Genomic DNA, 24,433 nt, shown 5'->3' on the forward strand with positions numbered 1-24,433 from the left:
TGGCGGATTGCGCCAGAGGGGGGAAGCGAGAAGCGAGAGGGGATGCTGGATGATGGATGATGGATGATGGATGATGGATAGTGGGGGTTGGGTGAATGCTGTCGGAATTGGAGACTATCTTCCCAATCCGTCATCCATCATCCATCATCCATCATCCCTTTCGTGCCCGTCCGGGAGTCTTCGCATGTCGCAGTCCTTCTCCAATCATGCCCGCTATTTCCCGCCGTTTCACTTCTTCGCCGTGCCGGTGTTGCTGGTGTACTTCATCTACACGATCCGGGTGGCGAGTGAGGTCCGCACGTGGCCAACCGTCCTGGCGGCGGTGGTCGCGTTCGCGCTGATCGTGTTGGCGGTCGCCGCCCGCACGATGGCGCTGACGGTGCAGAACCGGGTGATCCGGCTCGAGGAGCAGTTGCGCATGCAGCGACTGCTGCCCGCCGACCTGCAGGGGCGGATCGGCGAGCTGTCGGTGGCGCAGCTGGTGGCCCTGCGGTTCGCCTCCGACGCCGAGCTCCCGGAGCTGACGCGTACCGTGCTGACCCAGGGGATCACCGACAAGAAGGCGATCAAGCGGATGGTGACCACGTGGCGGCCGGACCACCTGCGGGCGTGATGGGAGCGCGGTGGATCGGCCTGCTGCTTGGCCTGGGCGGCTGTGCCGTCTCCGGCGGGCCGATCCCACTGGCGGGGGCGTTGCCGAGCCTCCCGCCGTTTGGCGATCGCCAGATTGTCGACACGCTGGCCCGCGGGGTCGTCCTCCATCGCATCGCGGTGGATTCCGCGCCGTGGTCGATCCAGATTCTCGACATTGATCAGCGGGCCTGCTGGTCGCTTGCCGCAGTGAAGGCGGGCGGTGCGGCGGTCGGCCGCGCGCGAACCTCGGAACTGCTCGTGCAGCGCGGACCCGATGCGATCGCCGCGGTCAACGCCGATTTCTTTCTCTTCACCCCACCGGGTGTCCCGCAGGCCGCGGCGATCCAGGGTGGTCGGGTGATCGCCGGCCCCTCGGCGAGGCCGGTCGTTGCCCTGACGTCGACCGGGATGCCGTGGTTCGGGCTGCTCACCACCACCGGGCAGGTAGTGGCAGGGTCCGATACCATGTCCATCACCACTTGGAACCGCCCGTCGCCGAATGGCCTCGCCTGGTACGATGCGAACTGGGGAAGTCCGGTCGACACTGCGAGCGGAACGCTGCGCGTCCTGGTCGGTCCGGGGCCGCTGCATCGTGCCCAGCGGGTCGACAGCAGCGGGCGCGCCACGGCGATTCCCGCGGATGGAGGCGTGCTCGTGCTCGGGCGGTTGGCACCGCCGGCGACGCGGCAGTTGTTGGAGCGAGTGGCCACCCGAGCCATGACGGTGCAGGTATCGCTGATACCTTTTGCGCCTCGGGAAGCGGTTGGCGGCTTTCCGGTTCTCGTGCGCGACAGCGTTGCAGTGGCTGGACTCGAGACAGCCGGCGGCGCGAACTTCGGACCGGTACGCCATCCGCGGACCCTGGTCGGGCTCGCCGCCGGAGGGCGACGCCTCCTGCTGGTGACTGTCGATGGGCGGCAGCCGGGGTATAGCATGGGAATGACGTTGCGGGAGCTTGCGGGGTTGATGCGAGCGCTCGGCGCCACCGACGCGATCAACCTCGATGGCGGCGGGTCCACGGCGATGGCGCTGCGGAACGGGATGGGTGGCGCCGTCCTCGGCAACCACCCGTCGGACAAGGAAGGCGAGCGCGCCGTGGCCAATGCGCTGGTCGTGGTACGGAGCTGCCACTAGGTGCCTGAGTTCGGCATGCCACAAAGCCCGCCGATCGGGAATCGATCGGCGGGCTTCGTGGCGTGTGTGACGAAAGAACGAACTTCACTGCATGTGACTGCCCTGCAATCCTACTTCTTGCGACGGCGCGCCGTGGCGCCCAGGCCAACCATACCGGTTGCCATGAGCGTCATCGAAACCGGCTCCGGCACCGTGTCGGTATCGCCCGGGATGCCGACGCCGGTGATGTCGAACTGCATCCACGAATCGTTGAAGTCCGAGTCGCCGTTGCCGCCCGGCAGGAAGACGTCACAATTGCCGAGGGCGCTGTCGAGCATGGTGCCGTCGCCCAGGTCTTCCATGCGGTACCGGTTGCCGTTCGGCGTCAGGCGGTGGGTACAGCCCGAATTCATGTCTTCCCAGCCGAAGAGGAACTGCCCGGACTGGTCGATCCCGGCGAGCGTCAGCTGCAACAGGACCTGTTGATACCCGGTGGGCAGCGGATTGCCGTTGCGTGTATTGCTGCCCGAGTAGATCCAGTTGTACCCGGCGCCGTTGGTGTTGTCCGGTACGCGGAGCCCGAGCACCAATTCGCCGAGGGCGCTCGCCATCGGGACGATCGGCTTGGCATAGGCACCGTTGCAGAACGCGAACGCGCCGTTGCCGGCGCTGCCGCAGTCATTGTTGAACATGAACGTGCCGGCGGTCGTGGGGTCGTTGTTCACGCCACTGGTCCCGGTGAAGTTCCCAGCCCAGAAGTACTGATCGCTCACGAAGCCGGCATCCTCACCGAGCTCCGAGATCGTGGCTGCCCAACACCCGCTGATCGAGCCACCGAGGCCGAGCGAGAAGGTATAGGTGCAGCCGGGAGATTGCGCCGACGCGCGTGCGGGCAGCGACGCCGCGCCGGCAAGCACGAGGCCGCCGAGAAGGAGCGAACGCAGTGTCATGGAGCACATCCTGTATATAAGACCCAGAGACGGACTACGTGCGCGGAGGCCTTGAACGCGACACACGACGATTGAGGCGTCGTGCGAGTGGCACGCTCAATCGGTCTCAAGAGTATTGGAAGCGACCAGTCGGCCCCATTCGTCAGAGGGATGAATTCGTGACTAGATCGTCGGAGCGTAAGATGGAGTACCTCCCAGCGGGTGTGGGTCGTCGTCGATGATCGATATTCGATGATCGATAGATGGCTGAGGAATGAGCGGTGGCGCGGGTCCCCCCTGTCGTTACACCGGGTCCAGGTGCATCCTTCCTCGGTGGTCCTTCCCGCCCGTTGCAGGAGCCAGTGATGCTCTCTCGCCGAGAATTTGCCCAGCGCGGCGCCATGACGCTTGCCGGACTGCTACTTCCCGCGACCGCGTACGCCGCGGGGCACCGGTCGGGGCCGCACCCGACGCCGCGCCCGAAGATCACCGGGGCCAAGGTGCTGACCGCCGAGCAGCTCACGGACACCCCGCACCTGATCCCGCTCTTCGACTCGGTGCGCGAGCGGCCGGAGATCATGGACGGGATCCGCTGCAACTGCGGCTGCGCCGGACAACCCGGTTTCTACTCGCTCCTCTCCTGCTACGAAGGCGATGCGATGGCCCGGCTCTGCCCGATCTGCCAGGGTGAGGGGCGGCTCGCTGCCAGACTCCACAAGGAAGGAAAGACCCTCGCCGAGATTCGCGTTGCCGTGGATGCGCAGTTCGGCGGCTAGCCACTCTTCCAGGTCGTTCGCCCACCCCCCTACCCAGGACTGCCTGTGATGCGTGCCACCAGACGCTCCTTCCTCTTCCTCGCGCTCGCCGCGCTGGCCGCCAGCCCTGCCGCCGCCCAGATCCGCGCCAGCGAGCTGGGCAGCATGTCGCAGGTGATCGACGGCACCACGCTGACCGTGACCTATTCCCGGCCGCGCGCACGCGAGCGCAGCCCGATCTTCGGCTCCATGCTCGCGCACTGGGGCGAGGTGTGGACGCCTGGGGCGAACTGGGCGACGACGCTCGAGACGACCCGGGACATCACCATCAACCAGCGCGCGGTCCCGAAGGGGAAGTACTCGGTGTGGATGGTGCTCAAGGAACAGGGCGACTGGACGCTGGTGCTCGATCCCGACTTCAAGCGCTTCCACACGGAGCCGCCCGATTCGACGCCGAAGCAGGTGCGGCTGCCGATCCATGTCGACCAAGCGCCGTTCATGGACGTGCTGACCTGGTCAATGCCCGAGCTCAGCATCAGCGGCGGCACGCTCGCGATGCAGTGGGGGACGACGCGCGCAAGCATGACGGTCGGGGTGAAGCCGACGATGACGTTCACGATGCCGCAGGCGGAGGCCGCGCCGTACCTCGGGCGCTGGGAGTTCGCGTCGAAGAACGGCGGCAGGCGGCCGCCGACGTCGGTCACCTTCACGTACGAGAACGGCACCCTCAAGGGGCGCTATGAGCCGAACGTCGAGTGGATGGGGACCTTCGCGATGATCCGCGTGGCGCCGGACGTCTTCGTACCGGGGCTGTATGACGGGAAGGGACAGATCTACGACGTGCTGCGACCCGACATGGTCTACACCTTCAAGCGAGTCAACGGGAAGCCGGTGTCGTTCGAGGAACGCTACGAGGACGACTCGCTCGGCGGGACGGGAACGAGAAAGCCCTAGCTCGCGTTCCCGGACTCAGAGCGTCTTGGCATAGAAGCTTCCGCATCGCGTATGGCCGGTGTTGCCCATCGGCCCTGCCAGCGGCGTGTACTGCATCCGCTGGTACAATTTTGCCGCCTCGACCATGCTCCCGAGCGTTTCGAGGTAGACCACGCGGTAGCCGCGATTCCGCGCTGCCTCCTCGAGTGTCGTCATCAGTTCCCGCCCGAGGCCGAGCCCGCGCGCCTCGGGGAGGAAATACATCTTCTTGAGCTCACAGGTGTCGGCCTCGGCCTCGGCGAGCGGCGCGATGCCGCCGCAGCCGATGACGCGCCCCGCCCCATCGTCCACCACCAGCAACAGCGACTGCGGAGTGTCGTACGTCTGGTGCATCTCGTCGACCTCGGCATCTTCGATCGAGAAGCCGGGGCCGACCGCGCCGTACGACGTCATCACGGTGCGAATGATCGCCGCGATGGCAGGGTTGTCATCGGAGTGACTGGGGCGGAGGTACGGCTTGGGGGGCATGACGGCTCCACGAGGCAGCTGGTCGCATGACGCAATGAAACTATATCACGTCATGGACCCAGGGGCGACCCCCTCGTCCCACGACTCGTCAGCGGAGCAATGCGACCAGCAATTGGGCCAGCACAATCTTCGTGATCATCGCGACCGGATAGACAGTTGCGTAGCCGATGTGCGGAATGTCATTTCCGGTCTGTTCAGTCGCAAAACTGAGCACTGCCGGCGAGGTCTGCAGTCCACCGAGTGTTCCGATGAGCAGCGACATCGGCATCTTGAGCAGTCGATGCCCCACCCACAGCGTCAACAACGCCGTCGTGCACGTGACGACTGCGCCGGAGGCAAGCAGCAGCACGCCGCCGCGACTGAGCAACGTGGACAGGAACGCATCGCCGGCGCGGGTTCCGACCCCGGCCAGAAAGAGCACGAGCCCGAGCTGGCGCAGGGTCAGGTTGGCACTGTACGGAAGATTCCAGAGCAAGGGACCGCTGCGATCGACCTTGCTCAGCACCAGCGCCACCAAGAGCGGCCCGCCGGCGAGCCCGAGCCGGAAGTGGCCGCCACCCGGGAGAGGCACCGGCAGCATCCCGAGCAGGAGTCCGAGGACGATGCCGAGCGAGAAGGTGAGGATGTCGATCTCGCTCAGGTGGCGATACGAATCGCCGAAGAAGGCGCTCACGTCGGCAACCCGCTCCCGTGGCGCGACAAAACGGACGCGATCGCCAGGCTGGAGCAGGATGTCGTCGCTGGCGAGAAAGTCGAGGTCGCCGCGCCGAACCCGAGTCACCACCGCGCCGAAGCGCTGCTCCAGGTCGAGATCTCCCAACCGGCGGGCGAGGACTAGCGGGTTGGAGACAAAGACGCGACGGTTGTCGAGCAGCCGACGATCGAACTCGAGTGGCGCTTCCACGGCGAACCCGAGATGTGCCGTCACACGGTCGACATCCCCGAGCGAACCAATCACACTCACCATGTCGCCGTCGCCGAGGGTGGTGGCCACACCCACCAGGGTGACCTCGTGGCCGCACAGTACCCGCACGAAGCGGAGGTGCCAGTCCCGACGAGTCATCAACTCGGCGATGGCCACCCGCGTCCCCTCGGGCCGGACGACACGGATGGTGCGATTGAGGAGCGGCACCGTGGTGGCCCCCAGGTCGCGCAGCTCCACCGCTTCGCGCGGGTAGTCGACGTTCCAGAGCCGCTGAGCCACGGAGATCGCGGTCATCACGCCGAGGACACCGACGGGATAGGCGATCGAATAGCCGACGACGGGGTCGTCGAGCACTCCGGAATCAAGGGTGACGGGCGCCGAGTGACTGAGCAACTCGAGGACGCCGGCCAGGGCGGGGGTGTTGGTCAGCGCCCCGGTGAAGAGGCCGGCGGTCTGCGCCGCGCCGAGGCCGAGCAGACGATGGAGGAGAACGGCAAGGGCGGCCCCGACGAGGAGCATCGACACGACGAAGACGTTGTCGCGGAGCCCGCGGCGACGCAGTGCGTCGAAGAAGGCGGGGCCGCTGCCGAGCCCGACCGTGTAGACGAAGAGCACCAGCCCGAGCTGATAGACGATCTCGGGCAGCTTCAGTGCCGGGTCGACGGCGCCGAACGCCAGCCCGACGAAGAGGACTGCCGCGATACCCAGGCGGCTCTGGCCGACGCGCAGTCGCCCCAGCGGAAAACCGATCGCGGCGACCGCAAATAGGAGGAGCAACGGACTCGCCTGCAGCAGCGTGATCACAGTGTCGCAAGATACCTGTGTCGTGCGCTGCAGGTCGCCGACGAGCTCAGGGCTTCAGCACCGTCCACTCGATCTCGTTGAGCAGCGTGCCGATCCGCTCCGCCGAGGGCGTCACGATCGTGAAGCAGCCGGGGCCACCATCGGCCACCATGCCATCGAACTTGCCCACGGTGGTGCGGACCCACTCGTCATTGGCGTACTGCCGGCGAAGGCAGAGGTGGACACGGTAGGGCTTCTCGAACACGAGAGGCTTCAACTGGCCCGCACGGGTGCGTCGCACGGCACGCTCGGCCGCGACCCGCAACATCTGGTGGACACGCGCGGGCGACTGGTTGATCGCCGCCGAGCCCGAGACCGCGGTCTTGACGATCACCGTCTCGATCGGCCCGAGCATCGCCTTCGTCTCCTCGGCGAGGACGTCGTCGCCGGCGGTGAGGACGAACGGCACCCCCATCTCGCCGCCGATGAACGCGGCGATCCCCGACTCATTCAGCACCTTGCCGTTCACCAGGAAGGAGTCGAGCGCGAACGAATGGGAGATCACCCCCGGCGATCCGGCGTTCGCATGCGCGCCGACCATCATCACGGCATCGACCATCGGGTTGATCCCGGTCGACATCACGATCGGCTTGGGATAGCCGCGGATCAGGATCGCCTCGGGGTCGAGCTTGTCGACCAGGACATTGCGGAACAGCGTCCCGCCGTGGCCGTCGTTGACGATGAACTGCGTGGCGCCGCCGGCGCGGGCTCCGGCGATCACCGCGTTGATCTCGTCCGTCAATTCCTCGCGGAAGCGCTCGTGCTGCGCGGTGCCGCCGCGGTACTCGGGGCGCATCTCGGTGGCGTTGCGCACCACGGCGGCGAGCCCTTCCATGTCGCCGATGATGTAGACCGTGAAGCCGCCGCGCTGCATGTCGAGCTCGAGCTTGCGGCGGGCTTCCTGGTACTCGAGCACGCCGTGGTGCGCCGACGGCGGCGAAGTGTCGCGTGGGGCGGCGACGGGGCGCGCGGCCTGAGCCCCGGCGGCGATCGGCGCGAGCAGGACGGCCGCGAGGAGGCGTCGGCGGCTCACCGGAGCACCACCCCTTCGATGGCGTCGAGGAGATAGCCCATCTCCCGCGCGCTGTTGGTCACCAGTCGGAAGCTGCGCGGCCCCAGCTGCTCCAGCTTGAATTCGCGCAGCGCCTTCACCCCGGCCACCACGCTGTCGGGGTACGAGGTGCGGAGCGTGAAGTCGACCGTATACGGCTTCGACATCGTGAACGGCTTGATCCCTCCCGCCCGCTCTTTGCGCACCGCCTCGGCGGCACCGGCCTTGAGCATCGCCCGGACCTTGGTCGGCGAATAGGTGATGGCTGCCGAATGGCCGATCGCCCGCTTGGTGACGATCCCGACGAACTCCTTGCCGAGGATCTGGCGCGTCTCGTCGATCAGGGCGTCGTCGCCGCTCACCAGCGACACCGAGACGCCCATCTCGCCGGCGATCAAGGCGTTGATGCCCACTTCGTTGAGCCTGGTGCCGTTGATGGTGAACGCGTCGAACGCGAAGTTGTGCGCCATCACGCCACCGCTCCCCGGGGCGCCGTGCGCGCCGGTGAACATGATCGTGCCGAACGTCGAATCGAGGCCGGTGATCATCACCAGCGGCTTCGGGAAGCCGCGCACCAGCATCGCGCCGCTGTCGAGGTCGAAGGGGATGATGTTGGCGAAGAGGTTGCCGCCATGGCCCTCGTTGACCACGAAGGAGCGACCGCCCGCGGCCCGTGCCCCGGCGATGGTGGCGTTCACTTCCTTGGTCAGCAGCGAGCGGAAGCGATCCCAGTAGTCCGGGCTCGAGCGGCCGGCGTAGGCGGGCGTCTCGTTGCCGGCCAGCACTTCGCGGGAATCCACCGTGCTCCCCATCCCCTCCATGTCGGGGACGATGAAGACCCGGAATCCCGCCTCATGCGGCGCACGCTTGGCCCGGAAGAGGTTGAGGCGCGCAATCTGCGCGTCGGTCTGCGCAACGAGCGGCGCGGCAGCGCCGGCCGAAAACAGTGAAACGAGGAAGAGGGCTCGGAGTCGCATCGGGGGCTCGGGAGGTGAAAGGCGAACGGCGATCAGCGAACGGCGAACAGCATGTGACAGTCCATCATCCATCATCCATCATCCATCATCCATCATCCATCATCCATCATCCATCATCCATCATCCATCATCCATCATCCATCATCCCAGAATCAGCAGTCGCTTCTCCGTCATCTCCTCGATCGCGTAGCGCACGCCTTCGCGACCGGTGCCCGATTGCTTGACGCCACCGTAGGGGAGGTGGTCGACGCGAAAGCCGGAGATGTCGTTGACCACCACGCCGCCGACCTCGAGTCGTTCAAAGGCGCGCAGGATCCGGTGGATGTCGTTGGTGAAGAGGCCGGCCTGCAGGCCATAGGGCGAATCGTTGGCGATGTCGAGCGCCGCATCAAAGTCCTCGAAGCGGCGGACGGTGGTGACCGGCGCGAAGATTTCGGCGCAGTTGACCTGCATCGCACTGGTCGTGTCGAGCAGGACGGTCGGGCGCATCAACGCGCCGGTCCGGGTGCCACCCACGGCCAAGCGTGCCCCCGCTGCGACCGCGTCCGCCACCCATGCTTCGGCACGGACCGCACTGGCCTCGTCGATCATCGGGCCGACATCCGTCGCCTCGTCGAGGGGATCGCCGCACCGCAATGCAGCCACCGCGTCGGTGAAGGCCGAGACAAAGGCGTCGTACACATCGCCATGCACCAGGATCCGCTGCGTCGAGATGCACGACTGGCCGGCGTAGCTGTAGCCGCCCACCACGCATCGACGCACGGCGTGGGCAATGTCGGCGTCGCGTTCGACGATCACCGCCGCGTTGCCTCCCAGTTCCAGCACCACCCGGGTCATCGGCGCGCGGGCGCGAATCATCCAGCCGACTCGCGCCGAGCCGGTAAAGGAGATCAGCCGGATGCGCGGGTCGTCGAGGAGCGGGGCGGCATCCTCGTTGGTGGAGGGGAGGACCGAGAGCGCCCCCGCCGGGTAGCCGGCGCCGGCGATGATCTCGGCGAGCAGCAGCGTCGAGAGCGGGTCCTGCGGCGGCGGCTTGAGCACCATGGTCGCGCCGCAGGCGATCATCGGCGCCAGCTTGTGGGCCGCGAGCAGCACCGGAAAGTTGAACGGGGTGATCGCACTGATGGGCGCGAGGGGAAAGCGCCGGGTGATGGCGAGGCGATGTTCACCGTGCGGCATCAGGTCGGTCGGGATCACCTCACCACCGATGCGGGTCGCCTCCTCGGCACCCTGTCGGAAGACGAAGATGGCGCGGTCCAGCTCCAGCCGGGCAGCGGTGACCGGCTTCCCCGCCTCGGACGCGAGCAGTCGGGCGACCTCCTCCCGCCGCAGTTGCAGCGCGTCGGCGATCCGTTCCAGCACCGCCGCCCTGGCGTGCGACGGCATCGCCGCTGCCTCGGGCGCGGTGCGGACTGCTGCGTCGAGCGCCGCTTCGACATCGGCGCGTGTTGCCACCGCCGCGCGCCCGACGACCGCCCCGTCGTGGGGGCTCCGGATCGTCCAGGTCGCGTCGCCATGTCGCAGCTCGCCGGCGAGCAGAAAGGGAAAGGGGCTACCTACGGTCACGGGAGGCCGTCGCGGGGTTCGGGAATCGACATCGAGGGAGTCACCCGGCGCCTGGCGGGTTGCAGGACGATACGACCGCAGGCGCCACCGCGCCAGTTGTCGTCTGGCCGTATCACGGATTCGATCGCCCTTGCGGTGCGGCCCACGCGGCATGCACTCTTTCCCGATGCACCCCATCGCGAGCGGTTCCCGTACTGTGGCTCTCGCCGCGGCCTTGCTCGGCTGCGCCGCCCTCCCTGCCGCCGCGCAGACGCCGCCGCCGCGTGCGCCCGGTACGCCGGCCGCCGTGACCGCCAAGGTCTTCGAGGATGCCGCGCGCGCGATCCCTGGCTTCACCTTGGGCAGCTCACCGTTGGCGCTGACCGGTCCCGCGCGACCCGGCGCGTACCTCTCGGCGGTCGGGCGGCGCGCCATCGCGATGGGCACGGAAGACGGGCGCCTCGAGCTCTGGTCGTGGCCCATCAAGTGGCTCCATGATTTCGAGCTCTCGTTCCGGGTGCCCAAGTACACCGAGCCGATCGCCGGACGGAGCGTCGCGCGCTCGGTGATCGAGCGCCCCGAAGGGGTGACGATCGAGTACAGCCACGAACAGTTCACCGTGCGCGAGCACATCTTCGTGCCGCTCGACCAGCCGGCGGTGGTGATCCTGCTCGAGGTCGATGCCATCCGGCCGCTCGAGATCATCGCGCGGTTTGCCCCCGACATCCACTACGCCTGGCCGGCCGGACTCGGCGGCCAGTACCTGATCTGGGAGCAGCAGGCCCGCGCCTTTCTCTTCTCCGAGGGGAAGCAGTCGATCAACGCCTTCCTCGGCTCCCCGGCCGTCACCGAGGCGTCGGACGTGCCGGCGCACATGCTCTCGGCCGCGCCGCCCCAGCTGGTGATCGGCGTCGGTGGCGCCGGCGAGCGCTACACCGCGCCCCGCCTCGGCGAGCCGCCGGGGAAGAGTGTCAACCTGCGCGTGGCCTACATCCCGATCGTGCTGGCCGGTGGGGCCATGCCCCGCGATTCGGCGCTCGCGCTCTATCGGGCCCTGGTGCAGCCGGGTGCCGCCGAACGTGCGTGGCGACAGCGCGTGGCCCATGCCGACTCGCTGCGCACGACGCAGCTGGCACTGCATTCGCCGAGTCCCGAGCTCGATCGCGCCGTCGAGTATGCCAAGATCAACCTCGACGAATCGTACGTCTGCAATCCCGACCTCGGCTGCGGTCTCGTGGCGGGCTATGGACTCTCGGGCGGTGCGACCGATCGTCCCGGCTTTGGCTGGTTCTTCGGCGGTGACGCGGCGATCAACTCGCTGGCGATGACCGGGTCGGGGCAGGGAGCGCTGGTGCGCGACGGCGCGCTCCGCTTCTTCGCGAAGTATCAACGCGCCGACGGGAAGATCACCCACGAAATCTCCCAGGGTGCCGGACGCGTCGACTGGTTCGCCTATCCCTACGCCTTCTATCATGGCGATACCACGCCGTTCTGGATCCTCGCGACCGGCGAGTACTGGCGCCAGACCAATGACATGGCGCTCGTGAAGGAGCTGTGGCCCAACCTCAAGCGCGCGTATCAGTGGTCGCTGGCCACCGACAAGAATGGCGACGGGCTGATGGAGAATCCCTCCGCCGGTGCCGGGGCGCTCGAGGTGGGCGACCTGCAGATCGGCATCCTTTCCGACGTCTACCTCAGCGGCGTGTGGGTCTCCGCGCTCGACCGCTTCGCCAGAATGGCCGAGGCGAATGGTGAACCGGCCCTCGCGACCGAGGCGCGGGCGGTGCGGGCCAGGGCAATCGCGACGATGGAGGCCAAGCTCTGGCTGCCAGCACAGCGACAGTACGCCTTTGCGCTGCTGCAGGACGGCACGGTGAATCCGAGCCTGACGGCGTGGGCCGCGACGGCGATGGCGTTCGACGTCTTCGCTCCGGAACGCGGCGCCGAGATGGCCGCGCGTCTCGCGTCGTCGACGATCCTGACCGATTGGGGTGCCCGGCCGCTCAACTCGGCCAGCCCGCTCTTCGACCCGCTCCACTACAACAACGGCGCCGTCTGGCCGTTCGTCACCGGCTTCGTCGCGCTGGCCGAGTATCGCTACCACAACGCGACGGCAGGTTACTTCGCGCTGCAGTCGGTCGTGCGGACCGGCTTCGACGAGGCCCTGGGTCGGAACCCCGAGGTGTTTTCCGGTCGATTCTACAAGCCGCTCGATACGGCGGTTCCGCAGCAGTTCTTCGCCACGTCGATGGTGCTGACGCCACTGATTCGTGGGTTGCTCGGGCTCGACGTCGATGCCCCGGCGAGGCGACTGGTCGTGGCCCCGCATCTCCCGCCCGACTGGGACAGCGTGACCGTCGAACATGTGCCGGTGGGGAGCGGGCGAGTGCGCCTCACCATCCGGAGGAGTGCGACGGAGTTCACGCTCATCGCCACCCGCGAGACCGCTGACGCGACGCCGCTCGAGATCGAGTTCGCGCCGGCATTGCCGCTGGGTGCTCGTGTCACCACGGCGGCGGCGGTGCAGTCGACGGCGGGCGACCTGCATGCGTCGGTGCGCGGCGCGCTCGACCGTCAACTCACGCTCACGGTTGGCTACAGCGGGGGCTGGGCGATCGTCCCGCCGGTGATGCCGCCGACCATTGGTGCCCGGTCGGCCGCGCCGCGGGTGCTGAGCGAGCGGATCGTGAACGGCGACTATCAGGTCGCCTTCGAGGGGCTCGCGGGACAGAGTTACACCTTTCGGCTGCTGACCCCGGTGCCCGATGCCAACGCACCCCTGCGGGTGATGAGCGCCGAGGCGAGCGCCGTCGGGGTGCGTCTGGTGCCGGATGCGCCAAGGGCGCGCCTGGTCACGGTCACCTTCCCGTCGACTGGCACGCCCAACAGCGACAACTACGTCCCGGCCACGGTGCGCTTCAGCGTGGCACCGCAGTAACTACCGGCGCGCCTTCGGCTTCAGCAGCAGGTCGTGGAAGTCGAAGGAGAAGTCGGTCTCCGGATCGGCGGCCACCATCTTGACCTGATCGATGGTGCCATCAGGATTTAATTGGAAGGTGACATAGGCGTCGGCGCGCATCTCGCGATCATCCCATCGCGCCAGAAAGGTGTCGTGCTGCCAGTGCACCAGCTCGCCCTGGAGCTGGGGCGTGTGGCTCATCGCAATCCGCAGCTTGCCATTGGTATAGCTCACCACCACGTCACCATACCACGCATCCTCATAGGTGCGCGCATAGTTCGCGAGGCCGAGCGAGGGTCCCTTGGTCGAATCGCGCGCGGCGCCGGTCGTCTTTCGCTGCTGCGCCATCATCGTCTGTTGCCGAGTGGCGAGCGTGGAGTAGCCGCCGATGAAGTCCCACGGCGGGGTGGTGCCGAGGGCGTAGTCGAGCAGCGACCAGCCGGCGGCGAGGAAGGTCAATGACTCGCTGTTCGTGAGCACGGCCACGCCGACCCGCGCCTCGGGGATGAACGCCACGAACGAGACGTAGCCGGGGAGTCCGCCGGTGTGCCACACCACCTTCCGGCCACGGAAGTCGTTCGTCTGGAAGCCCAGCGCGTAGAGGTTGAACTGTTTGGCGAGTGGTGCCAGTTCGGGAGCCGCCGGACCGGTGCCCATCGGCGTCACACCGGTCCAGATCTCGCGCGCGGTGCGGGCGCTGATCAGCCGCTCGCCGTTGGCGAGCTTGCCGCTGTCGAGTTGCACCAGCAGCCACTTGGCGATGTCGCGCGCGCCGGCGTTGATCCCGCCGGCGGGATTGGTGTTGTCGCTGATCATCGGCGCGATCACGCGGAGGGTGCCGTTGATTTCGGCATGCGTGGTGGCGACGTCATCCGTGCCGGCGGCATCCGAGTGCCGCACCGTGCTGGCGGCCATCCCGACGCGGGCAAGGATCCGCTGCTGCACGAACTGCTCCCAGGTCATGCCGCTCACCCTGGCGATCACTTCGCCTGCCACGAGGTAGAGCACGTTGTCGTAAGCGTAGGCGGTGCGGAACGAGGTGGCCGGCTTGATGTATCGGAGGCGCTGCATCACCTCGGTGCGCGTGTAGGTCGAGGCCGGCCACCAGAGCAGGTCGCCTGCACCGAGGCCGAGGCCGGAGCGGTGCACGAGGAGGTCGCGAATGGTGAGCTCGCGCGTCACGAAGGGATCATACATCGCGAACTCGGGGAGATAGCGAATGACCGGCGCATCCCACGCCAGCTTCCCCTCCTCGACGAGGATGCCGAGGGCGGTGGCGGTGAATGCCTTGGTGTTGGAGGCGATGCCGAAGCGGGTGTCGGGGCCGACCGGTTCCGGCGATCCGAGCTTCTTGACGCCGTAGCCGCGCGCGACGATCACCTTGCCGTCCTTCACGACCGCCACGGCCACGCCCGGGGTGTGGAAGGTGGCGAGTGCCCGATTCACGATGCTGTCGATGGCGGCGGGCGACTGTGCCGTCGCGACAGCCGGGAGGAGGAGCAGGGCGAGCAGCAGGCGGCGCATTGGCGGGTCCGGTGGAGGGAAGGAGAACGACTAGCGGCTGAAGCCCGCAGCGGGCGGGAAATAGACGGCGCCGACCGACGCGAGGCCGTCGCGGATGGCGGCGTTGGGCCGACCGTAGAGGATCACGCGCGTCGGCGTGAGGAGCTCCATGAAGCGGGCGGCGTACTTCTCGCCAAAGGTCGCCATGTGGATCTCGGCGGCGGCGCAATCGACATAGCGCTCGAAGAGGTGGCAGGTGGTGCCGTCCTCGCTGAGGCTCCATTCATAATCGAGCGTACCGGGCTCATTCGCCTCGGTCGCGGCGGCCATCTCGTGCATGAGGGCGCGCAGGTCAGCCTGGCGGCCCGCGGCGACCTGCATGTCGAGCGTCCAGACTACGTGGGTGTTCACTGCCGCTCCGTGCGTGTGAGTCGGAAAGGGGAGGTGACCATCAATGCGGGAGGCGGTCCCAGGCCGCGGCATCGATCGGCCCGATCTGGTGTTCCATCAGGATGCGCCACGCGCCGTTGTGCCGGGTGAGGAGCGCCTCGAAGGCGATCGTGCTCGAGGTCCGCACCCCCGCCTTGTCGATCACGGTGTACTTGAAGGCGCCGGATTCGAACGCCGTGGTGGCATTGTCCTGTCGCTTGCCGAAGCGCAGCTCGACCGTCGCGGTGCTACCGGCCTGCTTCATGGTGACCATGTCCTTGCCCCAGATCGCGAGGACCTCGGCGATCGGCTGGGAGCCGCGGCCGTCGACGTACACCGCATTGGGGTGATACACCTTTCCCATGGCCACGATGTCGCTGCTGACGACGGTGGCCGCGACGACCTTCCAGACCTCGGCGTCGATCGCCCGACTCGTCGCGGCGCTCGTCGCGGTCGGCGCCTGCGCGACCGCCACGGCCGGGGCCGCCGCCGTCAGCGCGAGGAGCAGCATGAGGCGCCGCATCAGCCGGCCGCCTTCGGTTGTGGCACGATCCGGAGGTAGGGCTTCGGTTCCTCCCAGCCATCGGGGTAGATCGTCTTCGCCTCGTCGTTGGTGACAGAACCGGAGATGATCACCTTGTCGCCCTGCACCCAATTGGCCGGTGTCGCGACGCGATGGGCGGCGGTCAACTGCAGCGAGTCGACCACGCGCAGGATCTCGTGGAAGTTGCGGCCGGTGGTCATCGGATAGGCGAGCAACAGCTTGATCTTCTTGTCGGGGCCGATGACATAGACCGTGCGCACCGTCTGGTTGTCGGCGGCGGTGCGCCCATCGGACTGGTCGCCCGCTGCGGCGGGGAGCATATCATAGAGTTTCGAGACCGCCAGCGTCGTGTCGCCGATCATCGGAAAGTTGGGCGCCGTGCCCTGGGTCTCCTCGATGTCCTTGGCCCAGAGGCCGTGCCGCTCGACCGGATCGACCGAGAGGCCGACCACCTTCACATTGCGCTTGTCGAATTCGGGCTTCAGCGCGGCCATCGAGCCGAGCTCGGTGGTGCAGACTGGCGTGAAGTCCTTCGGGTGGGAGAAGAGGATCCCCCATGAGCTGCCGAGCCATTCGTGGAACGAGATCGGGCCCTGGGTAGTCTCGGCCTGGAAATCCGGGGCGGTCTCACCGATGCGCATACGGTGCCTCACGAGAAGGGTGGAACAGGGGTGGTCGCCACTAGTGTAACGTTGCGGAGCGCCGACTGGTGTCAGCTACCGGAGCGGCTTGTAGAAGACCACGGCATCGTGCGGGGTGACGCCGTCCGGGTCGACGGCGAAGCCCGGGATCGTGCCCGCCGCGATCCAGCCGAGCTCGCGATAGAGCTGCTCGGCCGGGTCGCCGCCCTTGGTGTCGAGGGTCAGGAGGTCAAGGCCGGCAGTCCGGGCCGCGGCCTCGATTGCCACCATGAGTGCGCGTCCGAGCCCCTGCCGGCGCGCCCGGCGGTGGACGAGCAGCTTCACCACCTCGGCGCGGTGGGGTTGGTTGCGCGCCCAGGCGGGCTGGAACTGGACCGTTCCGACGATTCCCTCGGCGTCCCGCGCGACCAGCACCACCGCGCGCGGAGCCAGCCCGGCGAGGGTCTCCTGCCACCAGGCAAGTGCATCGGCCCGCGAGAGCGGGGGGAGAAAGCTCACCGCGGCCCCCGCCTCCACCGCGTCCACGAGGAGCGCGGCGAGGTCCCGGAGGTCGGCGTCCGACGGGGGACGGCTGAGCGGGGCGATCCCGCTAAGGCTTGGCGACCTTGGCATCTTCGACAATCACGGCGTAGCTGTAGCCGGCGCCGAAGTCCTTGTTGATGTGCACCGTACCGGTGATGGTGACGGTGGCGCCCATCGCCACGCCGTCCATCGAGGTGACGGTGATGTCGTTGGTCCCCTTGGCCGCGTCGCCGCTGCCGTCCTGCAGGTGGATCCAGTTCCGTCCCATCACGCCTTCGTTGTACTTCACGACGACACCACGGATGGTCACCGTCTTGCCGCTCAGCTGCTCCCGCTGCGTCCAGGCCTCGGCGACGGTCCGGGCATCGGCCCCGCGCGCCTTCTCGACCTTGTCGACGACGACGGTGGGCGTCGACGCGGCACCCATCGCACTGCCAGCCGGTGTCGTGCCACCGCTCAGCGTACCGAAGTAGATCGCGTCGAAGGTGCGCTTGAGCGTCTTCGACTCGAAGCCGGCCATCAGCATCGGATTGAGGATCGTGACCGTTGCCCCTTTCTCGATGTTCGCCTCCGGCACCGCCGCCCAGGTTTCGCCGATCGGCGTCTTGATGCGCAGGTAGGTGTAGGGCGACGCCGGCATCAGTTCGAGGACCGAGCCGGTCAGCGTGGCGAGCTGGGGGGCATCCGTCTGGGGCTGTTGCGCCTGCGGCATCGCCGGCGCGTCGGGGGCCTTCGCCTGACATCCGGCGATTGTCGCGACAAGGAAGAACAAGGGAACGGCGCGACGCATCACGGGCACTCCGGGTGTGGACGGTCAGACTCGGGGGAGGACCCGGAAAGATAGGGGCGCGACCCCGGCGTCGCAGGGCGCGCCCGGCCGCCCGGATCAGGGGCCGATCAGGCCCATGACCGTACCCGAGATATCGCTGAAGTAGCCGAATGTCCCCATCCCCGGGACCGGCATCGGATCGCCCATGCGGCTGCCGCCGGCGGCTTCGATTGCGGCAATCGATGCGGGGACGTCGGCGGAGTAGATGTACGCCATCGACTTCGCGGCCGGCGAGTGCGACTGGAAGACGCCACCGATCCCCGCGCCGGCGTCGAAGCCGACGAAGTGCGGCATCGTCGGGGTCGCGCCCCAGCCGAAGAGCTCGCCCACGAAGCGTGTGATGGCGTCGCCGTCGACGGCATACATCTCGAGGCTGCAGAGCGCGCCTGCCGGCGGCTTCGGATTGGTGCCGAACGGCATCTCCATGCGCGGTGGCTTCGCCGCGAGCATTCCCGACGTGAGGCCGTAGATGGTGCCGGAAGGATCGGTGAATCGTGCCAACTGGGTGCCCATCGGACCAGCCCACGGCGCGCGCTCGGCGCTGCCGCCGGCCGCGACGACTTGAGCAAGCGTTGCCGCGACATCGGCACAGTCGATGAAGGGCACCACCGCCTGGAAGCCCTCGGGGAGATTGGTGCGAAGCACGACGGACGGTCCGGCCGGCGGTGCGGCGGCGATGAGTTCCGCGCTGAGCGCCTGCATCGGCCAGCCGAAGACGCCCGCGTAGAAGGCATGCGAGGCGGCGAGATCCTTCGCGGCGATCGAGACCATCGCGATCGGGTGGGCGCCGGTGCCGTGCGGAATGGGAGGCAGGGAACTCATCGAGCGTGCTCCGGTCGAGGGTCAGGGCCGCTTGGCAGGCGGCAGAGGGAGTTGCGCCACCATCTCGATCTCGATCGATGCGCCACCGGGGAGCTTGGCGACCTGCACCGTGCTGCGGGCGGGCCGCGCCGCGCCGAGGCGCTGGACATACACCGCGTTCATCTTCTCGAAGTCGGCGAGGTCTGTCATGAAGACCGTCACCTTGACCACGTCGGTCATTCGCGCGCCCGCGGCGGTGAGGACCGCCTCCAGGTTGTCGAAGACGCGCTGTGCTTCCGCGACGAGTCCGCCCTCTACCAGCTTTCCCGTCGCCGGATCGCGCCCGGTCTGGCCGGCGGTGAAGAGCATCCCGTTGCTGATGACGCCCTGCGAATAGGGGCCGATCTGCTTCGGCGCGCCCTCGGTGAAGACGACCCGCGGCGCGCCCTGCGCCGGGAGTGCCATCGGGGCGAGGGCCAGGGCGAGTACGAGGAAGCGGGCGGGCGCGCGCGACATCACTTCGCCGGGGTGATGATGATCCGGCGATACTCGATCACGCCGTGGTCGCCTTGCAGGTAGAGCGGGCCGGGCTTCGCCTCGTCCGCATCAAGCGCGCCGCCCGTGAAGCCGGGAATTTCCCGCTCGCAGATGATCGTCTTGCCGTTGAGGACGACGGTCACGGTGCGGCCGACGAGCGTGATGTCGAAGCTCTGCCACTCACCCGGCTGCTTCGCCGCGTTCTGGTTCGGCGTGATCATGCCGTAGATGGCGCCGAGGCCGTCGATCTGCGGCTCCGCCGACGGCGTATCCTCGATCTGCACCTCGTACCGGCCGCGCAGGTAGACGCCGCTGTTGCTGCCCGGCGGGTAGCGGAACTCGACGTGCAGCTTGAAGTCGCCGAAGGTCCGTGTGGTCACCAGGTCGGCGCCGGCCTTGGCATTGCGGAGAATGCCCTGCGCGAGCGTCCACTGGCTCGGGCTCTCGCCGAGCGGCTTCCACTCGGTGAGCGTCGTGCCGCCAAGCAGGGCGATCGGTGCCCCCCAGACGACGGGCGTGGTGCGGCGCAGCGTCGGCGCCCGCCCGCCGCGAAAGGTCATCGGCGTGCCGTTGCCGAAGGAGACTGTGCCGCTGATCGAATCACCCACCACCCGGCCGACGAAGGTGTTGTCCCCCTCGGCGTCATTCCACTGTGGCGGAATCACGAAACGGAATTCCCCGGTGGCGGGCGTGAACTCGACCTTGGCAATCGGACGGGCGCTGCCGGCCAGCAACATCACCTCGCCCACCAGCATGCTGCGGCCACTGTGCCGGACCTCGAGCCACGCCGAGGTGTGCCGACCGGGGACGGCGACGGTCATGTCCCAGCGGCCGATCAGCGGCGCGCGGGACTGGGCGGTGAGCGGGGAGACCACCAGCGTGGCGGTGAGAGCGAGCAGGGTCGGACGGGTCATCGAGTGCCTCGGGGAGAGCGGTCAGTGCTTGGGGCGCGGGGTCGGTCGGAGCGAGGGAATTCGTTCCTGGCGGTCGCAGCAGGCAATCAACTCGGCAAGCCGCTTGGCACGTGTCTGGGCACGCTTGGCCGTGACCACCCAGTGGGTGCTGGTGCGCCGATACGATGGTGCCGCCGCTTGAAAGTACGCCCAGGCGCGCCGCTCGCGCCGAAAAGTGGCCAGGTCGTCGGCCGACAACTCGCTCGCGGCGCGCTCGAACGAGTAGATCCCCGTCCGCTCGGGAGTGCGAGCCTCGAAGGCCGCCAGGCCCGCCGGCTGCATCCGCCCGGCCGCCTGCAGCCGCTCGACATGGGCCACATTCACCAGACTCCAGATCGATCGTGCGCGACGCGGCGTGAAGCGGATGGCATAGGCGTCCGCGTCGAGTGAGCGACGCACCCCATCGATCCACCCCACACAGAGCGCCTCGTCGAGCGCCTCGGCGTACCCGATCCCGCTCGACAACGCGTGGGCCTTCGCAATCCGGACCACGAGGTGGTCGGTGGTCGCGTGGTGCGTGCGCAACCAGCGACGAAACGCCGCCGCACTCGCGAAGTGGGTCGGTGCGGCCGTCATTCCGAGGACCGCGACTTCGGCTCCAGTCCGGGCGGCGCCAAGCATCGCCACGCCTCGGTCAGGATCGTGCGCAGTTCGCGGGCCGTCACCGCCTCGAGACGGAGCAGCACCGCAGGGTACCCGTTGTAGTGCGGCTCGGTGAAGAACTTTTCGGGCTCGGTGGCGATCAGGAAATCCTTGTCCATCAGGTTGGCAACGCGGACAGCGACCACCCTGGGCTGCGGCACTCGCGGCTTCTTCGGCTGGACGCGTTCCATCCAGACCCAGACAAAGCCTCTTGCCTTCCCCTTCTTCTGCCGGACCGCGAAGGCGAAGCCGGTCTGTGCCTCCTCCGTCTCCGGCAGCGCGCGTGCGATCCGCCGGACGTCAGCCTGCGTGGCCATCTGCCGTGCTCGGCTGAAGTCGCAGGGAGATCAGCATCATCAGCAGCATCACCGCCGTCGCGGCGCGGTACGCCACGCTCAGCCCGGCGAGTCCCCCACCGGCACGGTCGGCGAGGAAGGAGAGAACGGCCACCACCATCAGGTTGCCGATCGCGATCCCGATGTTCACCAGCGCCTGGGCGGCACTGCGTTCGCGCACCGTGACTTCATTGAGCACCAGGGTGCGCAGTGTTCCGCCGACCACGATGCCGACACCGGTGCCGATGAAGAGCGTCGCGAGCATGTACATCCAGAAGTGCGCGGCGAAGACGCCGATCAGTCCCGAGCCGATGCCGAGCGTGCCGAAACCCCAGAGCATCACGGCGCGAGCGCCGAGCTTGTGCTGGATCCGCCCGAAGCCGGCCGAGGCGACGGCGGAGCAGAGCACCAGCGGTAGCAGCAGCAAGCCGGCCTTCTTCGAGGGCGTATTGAAGGCGGCCACCGCGATCGACGTGATGAAGATGACGCTCCCCATCCCGAAGCCGGCGCCGACACAGAGAGCCCAGGTGGTGCGCAGCTGGCGGGTGACGAAGAGCGTGAGCGGGACGATCGGCTGCGCGGCGCGTCGTTCGATGAGCAGGAGCAGCGGCAGGGCGACCGCGGAGGTGGCCAGCAGCATAGGCCAGAGCGTCTGGCCGAGGGCGGTGTCCAGTGCGCGATTGATGCCGAGGGTCAGCGTCGTCAGCATCAACGCCAGCGTCGTGATCCCGGCGTAGTCGAAGGGGGGATGGTCGACCTGCTCGACGCGCGAGGGCAGAGCGCGGGCACTCATCACGAAGACCACCGCCGCGATGGGCAGGTTGATCAGGAAGATCCACTGCCAGCTGGCGACCACCAGCAGCAGCGAGGCGACCACCGGCCCGACCAGGAAGGCCATCCCGAACGTGGCACCGATCAGGCCGAGGATCTTGCCACGCTCCGCCGGCGGAAAGGTGTCGCCCACGACGGCACTCGCGGTCGGCGTGATCCCGCCGGCGCCCATCCCCTGCACGGCCCGGCCGACGAGGAGCATCCCGAAAGTCGTCGAGCGCGCCACCAGGAGAGAGCCGATCGCGAACGCGGCGATGTCGAGCAGGTAGATCGCGCGTCGGCCAAAGCGGTCGCTGAGGTTGGCCATCAACGCGGTGCTGCTGAGCGAGCAGAGCGAGAAAACGATGGTAACCAGGCCGATCTGCCGATTGTCGACCCCGAACGCCGCGCGGAGGGCGGGGATCGCCGGCGCCACCACGGCGGCGTCGAGTGCCGCCATGAAGACGCCGACGAACAGCACCGTGAGAATCCGGCGACGGGCGGCGTCTTCGTCGGTGGGCAGGACAATGTCAGGCATCCGGCAAAGGTAGCGTCCACCGCTCCGTCCCGCCCTACGCCGCGGCGACCGAGTCGTCGCGGCGCTTCCGGGAGAGTCGCCACGCCGTGCCGAGGGTAAAGAGGAGCCCGACCGGCAGCGGCTCGAGGAAGGTGTACGCGATGTTCACCAGCGGCTTCTGGTACTGGACCCGGAACTCGGCCATTTCCTTCGTCCGCTTGGCGATCTCCGCCTCGCTGGCCCCACTCGCCCGCGCCTGCTCGACGCTGTGGGCCGCAAACTTGTCGCCGAAGTCCGGCGCCAGCTTGTAGTAGATGAGCTCCCAGGTCGCGACGTAGCAGACGGTCGCGACGAGGGTGATCAGGAGCCCGACCCGGAAGGCATGTCCGAATGTGATCCGGCCGTCCGGGCTGCCGTCGCGATACGACCGGACGCCGAAGTAGACCATCAGGAAGGCGGCCACCATCGTGGTGTAGCCGACCAGCATGCCGTAGTCGAAGCCGATCGCATCCATGAACGGCAGGGTCAGGAGCATCATCGCCGACAGCATGGCGCCGGCGATCAGGCCGTAGGTCAACACGAACTTCCGCATTCCGACACTCGGGGGTTGGAGGACGGCGGATTCTATTGGTTTGCGGCGCCGGGCGCGTCACCCGAAAGGATGATTTCCGGCGATTTTGGCCGAAATCACCCGGAAAGGTGACGGAATCGGGGGGTCACGGGATCAGGCGGAGTTCCTGCCCGAGTTGGACGGCCTGGGTCCGGCGCTGCGCGCCGAGCTTCGCGAAGACCCGGCTCGAGTGAGTCTTGACGGTGTTCTCGCTGACGTGGACCCGCTCGCCGATCTCCTTGTTGCTCAGGCCCGCGGCGATCAGCTCGAGGATCTCGAGTTCGCGGGGGGTCAGGCCGAGGGAGGCGACCTTGCGGTCGTCGCGGACGAAATCCCTGGGTGCCGGGACCAGAACCTCCTGCACGACCACCGTGGGCTTCGGCCCCGTCACCCGCCGGCCGAGCCAGATCCCGAACGCGGCAAAGAGCGCGGCGACGAGGCCGCCGTAGATCTGCACGGAGTGGTCGAGCACCAGCCAGCGGTACTCGACCGCTTGGAGGGCGGCGATGAGGAGGCCGCCGAGGAGGCCGTAGCGGAGGATGGTCATGGTGATGCTACAATCTACCGTGGATTTGAGCGGCGTCGACCGGGAATCGGCGGTCCCGCTTGGTAGCTTCCCTTCCTCCCCAACCCCTGGTGATTCCGATGTCTTCCACCCGTTCTCGCCTGCTCCCGCTCATCGCTTTCGTGGCCACCGCCTCGCTCGCCGCGGCCTGCTCCTATGGCACCACCGCGCCGTCCACTGCGCCGCAGGCGTCGGCCGCACCGGCGGTGCCGGCCCGCCCCGCCGAGGTGACGGCAGCGGCCATCGCCGAAGGCGACTCGCTCTATGCCGGCGGATCCTGCACGCGGTGCCACGGCGCCAAGGGCATCGGCACGCCGCGTGGTCCGAGCCTCGTGACTGGGCCGTGGTTGCAGCACAGTGGCAGCTACGCGGAGATCGTCGGTACCATCACCAACGGCGTGCCGCGCGCGTCGATCAAGGACACGACCCACCGCTTCCCGATGAATGCCCGCGGTGGCCCGATGAACCTCACCGACCCGCAGGTGAAGTCGATGGCCGCCTATGTCTGGTCGATTTCGCGAGCGAAGCGCTAGCGCAGGATCAGTGTCGGCGCTGGCGGAGCGCCTCGTACACCGCCACGGCCACGCTGGTGGAGAGATTGAGCGAGCGCACCAGTGGCGAGTGAATCGGCAGGGCGAGGAAGCGCTCGGGATGGCGGGCGTGCAGGTCGTCGGGGAGTCCGCCGGTTTCGCGTCCGAAGATGAGGACGGTGCCTCGCCCGTCCGCAGTGGCGAGTGGGGCATCCCAGAACAGTCGCGTCGATTTGGTCGAGAAGAACCACGGCTCCCCAGCGAGGGGAGCTCCCGCGCGAACGTCTCCCAGTCCGGCCAGACGCGGAGGTCGACATGCTCCCAGTAGTCGAGCCCCGCCCGCTTCACCTCCCGTTCGTCCAGCGAGAAGCCGAGCGGCTCGATCAGGTGCAGCGTGGCGCCGGCGGCGAGACAGGTCCGTCCGGCGTTGCCGGTGTTCCAGTGAATCTCGGGGTGCACCAGCACGACATGCAG

Annotated in this window: 26 protein-coding genes and 1 pseudogene; 6 read left to right on the forward strand and 21 right to left on the reverse strand. The window is 67.9% G+C overall.

Annotated elements, in window-relative coordinates:
- Nucleotides 1-184 precede the first annotated feature (184 nt).
- A complete protein-coding gene (locus tag IPP98_03515) occupies nucleotides 185-613 on the forward strand; it encodes a hypothetical protein (GenBank protein ID MBL0178179.1) in 429 nt (142 codons plus the stop codon).
- Nucleotides 586-1,767, forward strand: coding sequence for a phosphodiester glycosidase family protein (locus tag IPP98_03520; GenBank protein ID MBL0178180.1), 1,182 nt, complete (start codon nucleotides 586-588; stop codon nucleotides 1,765-1,767). Before IPP98_03515 ends, IPP98_03520 begins: the two co-directional genes overlap by 28 nt.
- Nucleotides 1,768-1,877: 110 nt before the next feature.
- Here IPP98_03520 and IPP98_03525 read toward each other — a convergent pair whose 3' ends face one another.
- The gene (locus IPP98_03525) at nucleotides 1,878-2,696 is read right to left on the reverse strand and encodes a PEP-CTERM sorting domain-containing protein (GenBank protein MBL0178181.1); all 819 of its coding nucleotides are present in this window, start codon (nucleotides 2,694-2,696) and stop codon (nucleotides 1,878-1,880) included.
- Between the two features lie 344 nt (nucleotides 2,697-3,040).
- Here IPP98_03525 and IPP98_03530 point away from each other — a divergent pair, with 344 nt between their 5' ends.
- Entirely contained in the window at nucleotides 3,041-3,451 is a 411-nt protein-coding gene (locus IPP98_03530) for a hypothetical protein (protein MBL0178182.1), read from the forward strand.
- 48 nt (nucleotides 3,452-3,499) lie between these two features.
- Nucleotides 3,500-4,384, forward strand: a complete 885-nt coding sequence (locus IPP98_03535; GenBank protein ID MBL0178183.1) for a DUF2911 domain-containing protein — start codon at nucleotides 3,500-3,502, stop codon at nucleotides 4,382-4,384.
- Nucleotides 4,385-4,399: 15 nt separating this feature from the next.
- Here IPP98_03535 and IPP98_03540 read toward each other — a convergent pair whose 3' ends face one another.
- The 5 genes from IPP98_03540 to IPP98_03560 form a co-directional block, all read right to left on the reverse strand.
- Nucleotides 4,400-4,891 carry a GNAT family N-acetyltransferase gene (locus tag IPP98_03540; protein MBL0178184.1) on the reverse strand — a complete coding sequence of 164 codons (492 nt, stop codon included), beginning with the start codon at nucleotides 4,889-4,891 and terminating at the stop codon, nucleotides 4,400-4,402.
- 88 nt (nucleotides 4,892-4,979) lie between these two features.
- Nucleotides 4,980-6,620, reverse strand: a complete 1,641-nt coding sequence (locus IPP98_03545; protein MBL0178185.1) for a transporter — start codon at nucleotides 6,618-6,620, stop codon at nucleotides 4,980-4,982.
- A 46-nt stretch (nucleotides 6,621-6,666) separates the two neighbouring features.
- Entirely contained in the window at nucleotides 6,667-7,692 is a 1,026-nt protein-coding gene (locus IPP98_03550; protein ID MBL0178186.1) for a M55 family metallopeptidase, read from the reverse strand.
- Nucleotides 7,689-8,687, reverse strand: a complete 999-nt coding sequence (locus IPP98_03555) for a M55 family metallopeptidase (protein ID MBL0178187.1) — start codon at nucleotides 8,685-8,687, stop codon at nucleotides 7,689-7,691. The genes IPP98_03550 and IPP98_03555 overlap by 4 nt, the downstream gene beginning before the upstream one ends.
- Nucleotides 8,688-8,828: 141 nt before the next feature.
- Entirely contained in the window at nucleotides 8,829-10,406 is a 1,578-nt protein-coding gene (locus IPP98_03560; protein MBL0178188.1) for an aldehyde dehydrogenase family protein, read from the reverse strand.
- 43 nt (nucleotides 10,407-10,449) lie between these two features.
- Between IPP98_03560 and IPP98_03565 the strand changes: the two genes are divergently transcribed.
- Nucleotides 10,450-13,170: a hypothetical protein gene (locus IPP98_03565; protein MBL0178189.1), complete on the forward strand. Its 2,721-nt coding sequence runs from the start codon at nucleotides 10,450-10,452 to the stop codon at nucleotides 13,168-13,170.
- On the opposite strand, the gene IPP98_03570 is transcribed toward IPP98_03565, so the two are convergent.
- The 14 genes from IPP98_03570 to IPP98_03635 form a co-directional block, all read right to left on the reverse strand.
- On the reverse strand, nucleotides 13,171-14,715 hold the full coding sequence (locus IPP98_03570) for a serine hydrolase (protein MBL0178190.1): 1,545 nt from the start codon (nucleotides 14,713-14,715) through the stop codon (nucleotides 13,171-13,173). It abuts the gene before it with no gap.
- 30 nt (nucleotides 14,716-14,745) lie between these two features.
- Nucleotides 14,746-15,105 (reverse strand): antibiotic biosynthesis monooxygenase, encoded by a 360-nt coding sequence (locus IPP98_03575; protein ID MBL0178191.1) that lies wholly within the window; start codon nucleotides 15,103-15,105, stop codon nucleotides 14,746-14,748.
- A gap of 40 nt (nucleotides 15,106-15,145) precedes the next feature.
- Nucleotides 15,146-15,646 (reverse strand): hypothetical protein, encoded by a 501-nt coding sequence (locus tag IPP98_03580; GenBank protein MBL0178192.1) that lies wholly within the window; start codon nucleotides 15,644-15,646, stop codon nucleotides 15,146-15,148.
- Nucleotides 15,646-16,308, reverse strand: coding sequence for a peroxiredoxin (locus tag IPP98_03585; protein MBL0178193.1), 663 nt, complete (start codon nucleotides 16,306-16,308; stop codon nucleotides 15,646-15,648). The genes IPP98_03580 and IPP98_03585 overlap by 1 nt, the downstream gene beginning before the upstream one ends.
- 75 nt (nucleotides 16,309-16,383) lie before the next feature.
- Nucleotides 16,384-16,920, reverse strand: coding sequence for a GNAT family N-acetyltransferase (locus tag IPP98_03590; GenBank protein MBL0178194.1), 537 nt, complete (start codon nucleotides 16,918-16,920; stop codon nucleotides 16,384-16,386).
- Entirely contained in the window at nucleotides 16,898-17,620 is a 723-nt protein-coding gene (locus tag IPP98_03595; protein MBL0178195.1) for a nucleotide-binding protein, read from the reverse strand. The genes IPP98_03590 and IPP98_03595 overlap by 23 nt, the downstream gene beginning before the upstream one ends.
- 96 nt (nucleotides 17,621-17,716) lie before the next feature.
- Entirely contained in the window at nucleotides 17,717-18,481 is a 765-nt protein-coding gene (locus tag IPP98_03600; protein ID MBL0178196.1) for a hypothetical protein, read from the reverse strand.
- Nucleotides 18,482-18,502: 21 nt separating this feature from the next.
- Nucleotides 18,503-18,925, reverse strand: coding sequence for a hypothetical protein (locus IPP98_03605; protein MBL0178197.1), 423 nt, complete (start codon nucleotides 18,923-18,925; stop codon nucleotides 18,503-18,505).
- A 50-nt stretch (nucleotides 18,926-18,975) separates the two neighbouring features.
- Entirely contained in the window at nucleotides 18,976-19,911 is a 936-nt protein-coding gene (locus IPP98_03610; protein ID MBL0178198.1) for a DUF1080 domain-containing protein, read from the reverse strand.
- A 21-nt stretch (nucleotides 19,912-19,932) separates the two neighbouring features.
- Nucleotides 19,933-20,526, reverse strand: coding sequence for a YdeI/OmpD-associated family protein (locus IPP98_03615; GenBank protein MBL0178199.1), 594 nt, complete (start codon nucleotides 20,524-20,526; stop codon nucleotides 19,933-19,935).
- Nucleotides 20,523-20,909, reverse strand: a complete 387-nt coding sequence (locus IPP98_03620) for a hypothetical protein (protein MBL0178200.1) — start codon at nucleotides 20,907-20,909, stop codon at nucleotides 20,523-20,525. The genes IPP98_03615 and IPP98_03620 overlap by 4 nt, the downstream gene beginning before the upstream one ends.
- Nucleotides 20,893-22,275: an MFS transporter gene (locus IPP98_03625; protein MBL0178201.1), complete on the reverse strand. Its 1,383-nt coding sequence runs from the start codon at nucleotides 22,273-22,275 to the stop codon at nucleotides 20,893-20,895. The genes IPP98_03620 and IPP98_03625 overlap by 17 nt, the downstream gene beginning before the upstream one ends.
- 34 nt (nucleotides 22,276-22,309) lie before the next feature.
- Nucleotides 22,310-22,846, reverse strand: coding sequence for a DUF4199 domain-containing protein (locus IPP98_03630; protein MBL0178202.1), 537 nt, complete (start codon nucleotides 22,844-22,846; stop codon nucleotides 22,310-22,312).
- A gap of 124 nt (nucleotides 22,847-22,970) precedes the next feature.
- Nucleotides 22,971-23,411 (reverse strand): DNA-binding response regulator, encoded by a 441-nt coding sequence (locus IPP98_03635; GenBank protein ID MBL0178203.1) that lies wholly within the window; start codon nucleotides 23,409-23,411, stop codon nucleotides 22,971-22,973.
- A gap of 98 nt (nucleotides 23,412-23,509) precedes the next feature.
- Between IPP98_03635 and IPP98_03640 the strand changes: the two genes are divergently transcribed.
- Nucleotides 23,510-23,962, forward strand: a complete 453-nt coding sequence (locus IPP98_03640) for a c-type cytochrome (GenBank protein ID MBL0178204.1) — start codon at nucleotides 23,510-23,512, stop codon at nucleotides 23,960-23,962.
- A 7-nt stretch (nucleotides 23,963-23,969) separates the two neighbouring features.
- Here the strand turns inward: IPP98_03640 and IPP98_03645 are convergent.
- A pseudogene (locus IPP98_03645) lies at nucleotides 23,970-24,433 on the reverse strand (tRNA (cytidine(34)-2'-O)-methyltransferase).

It is taken from the genome of Gemmatimonadota bacterium (genome assembly GCA_016720805.1).
GTDB lineage: Bacteria > Gemmatimonadota > Gemmatimonadetes > Gemmatimonadales > GWC2-71-9 > Palsa-1233.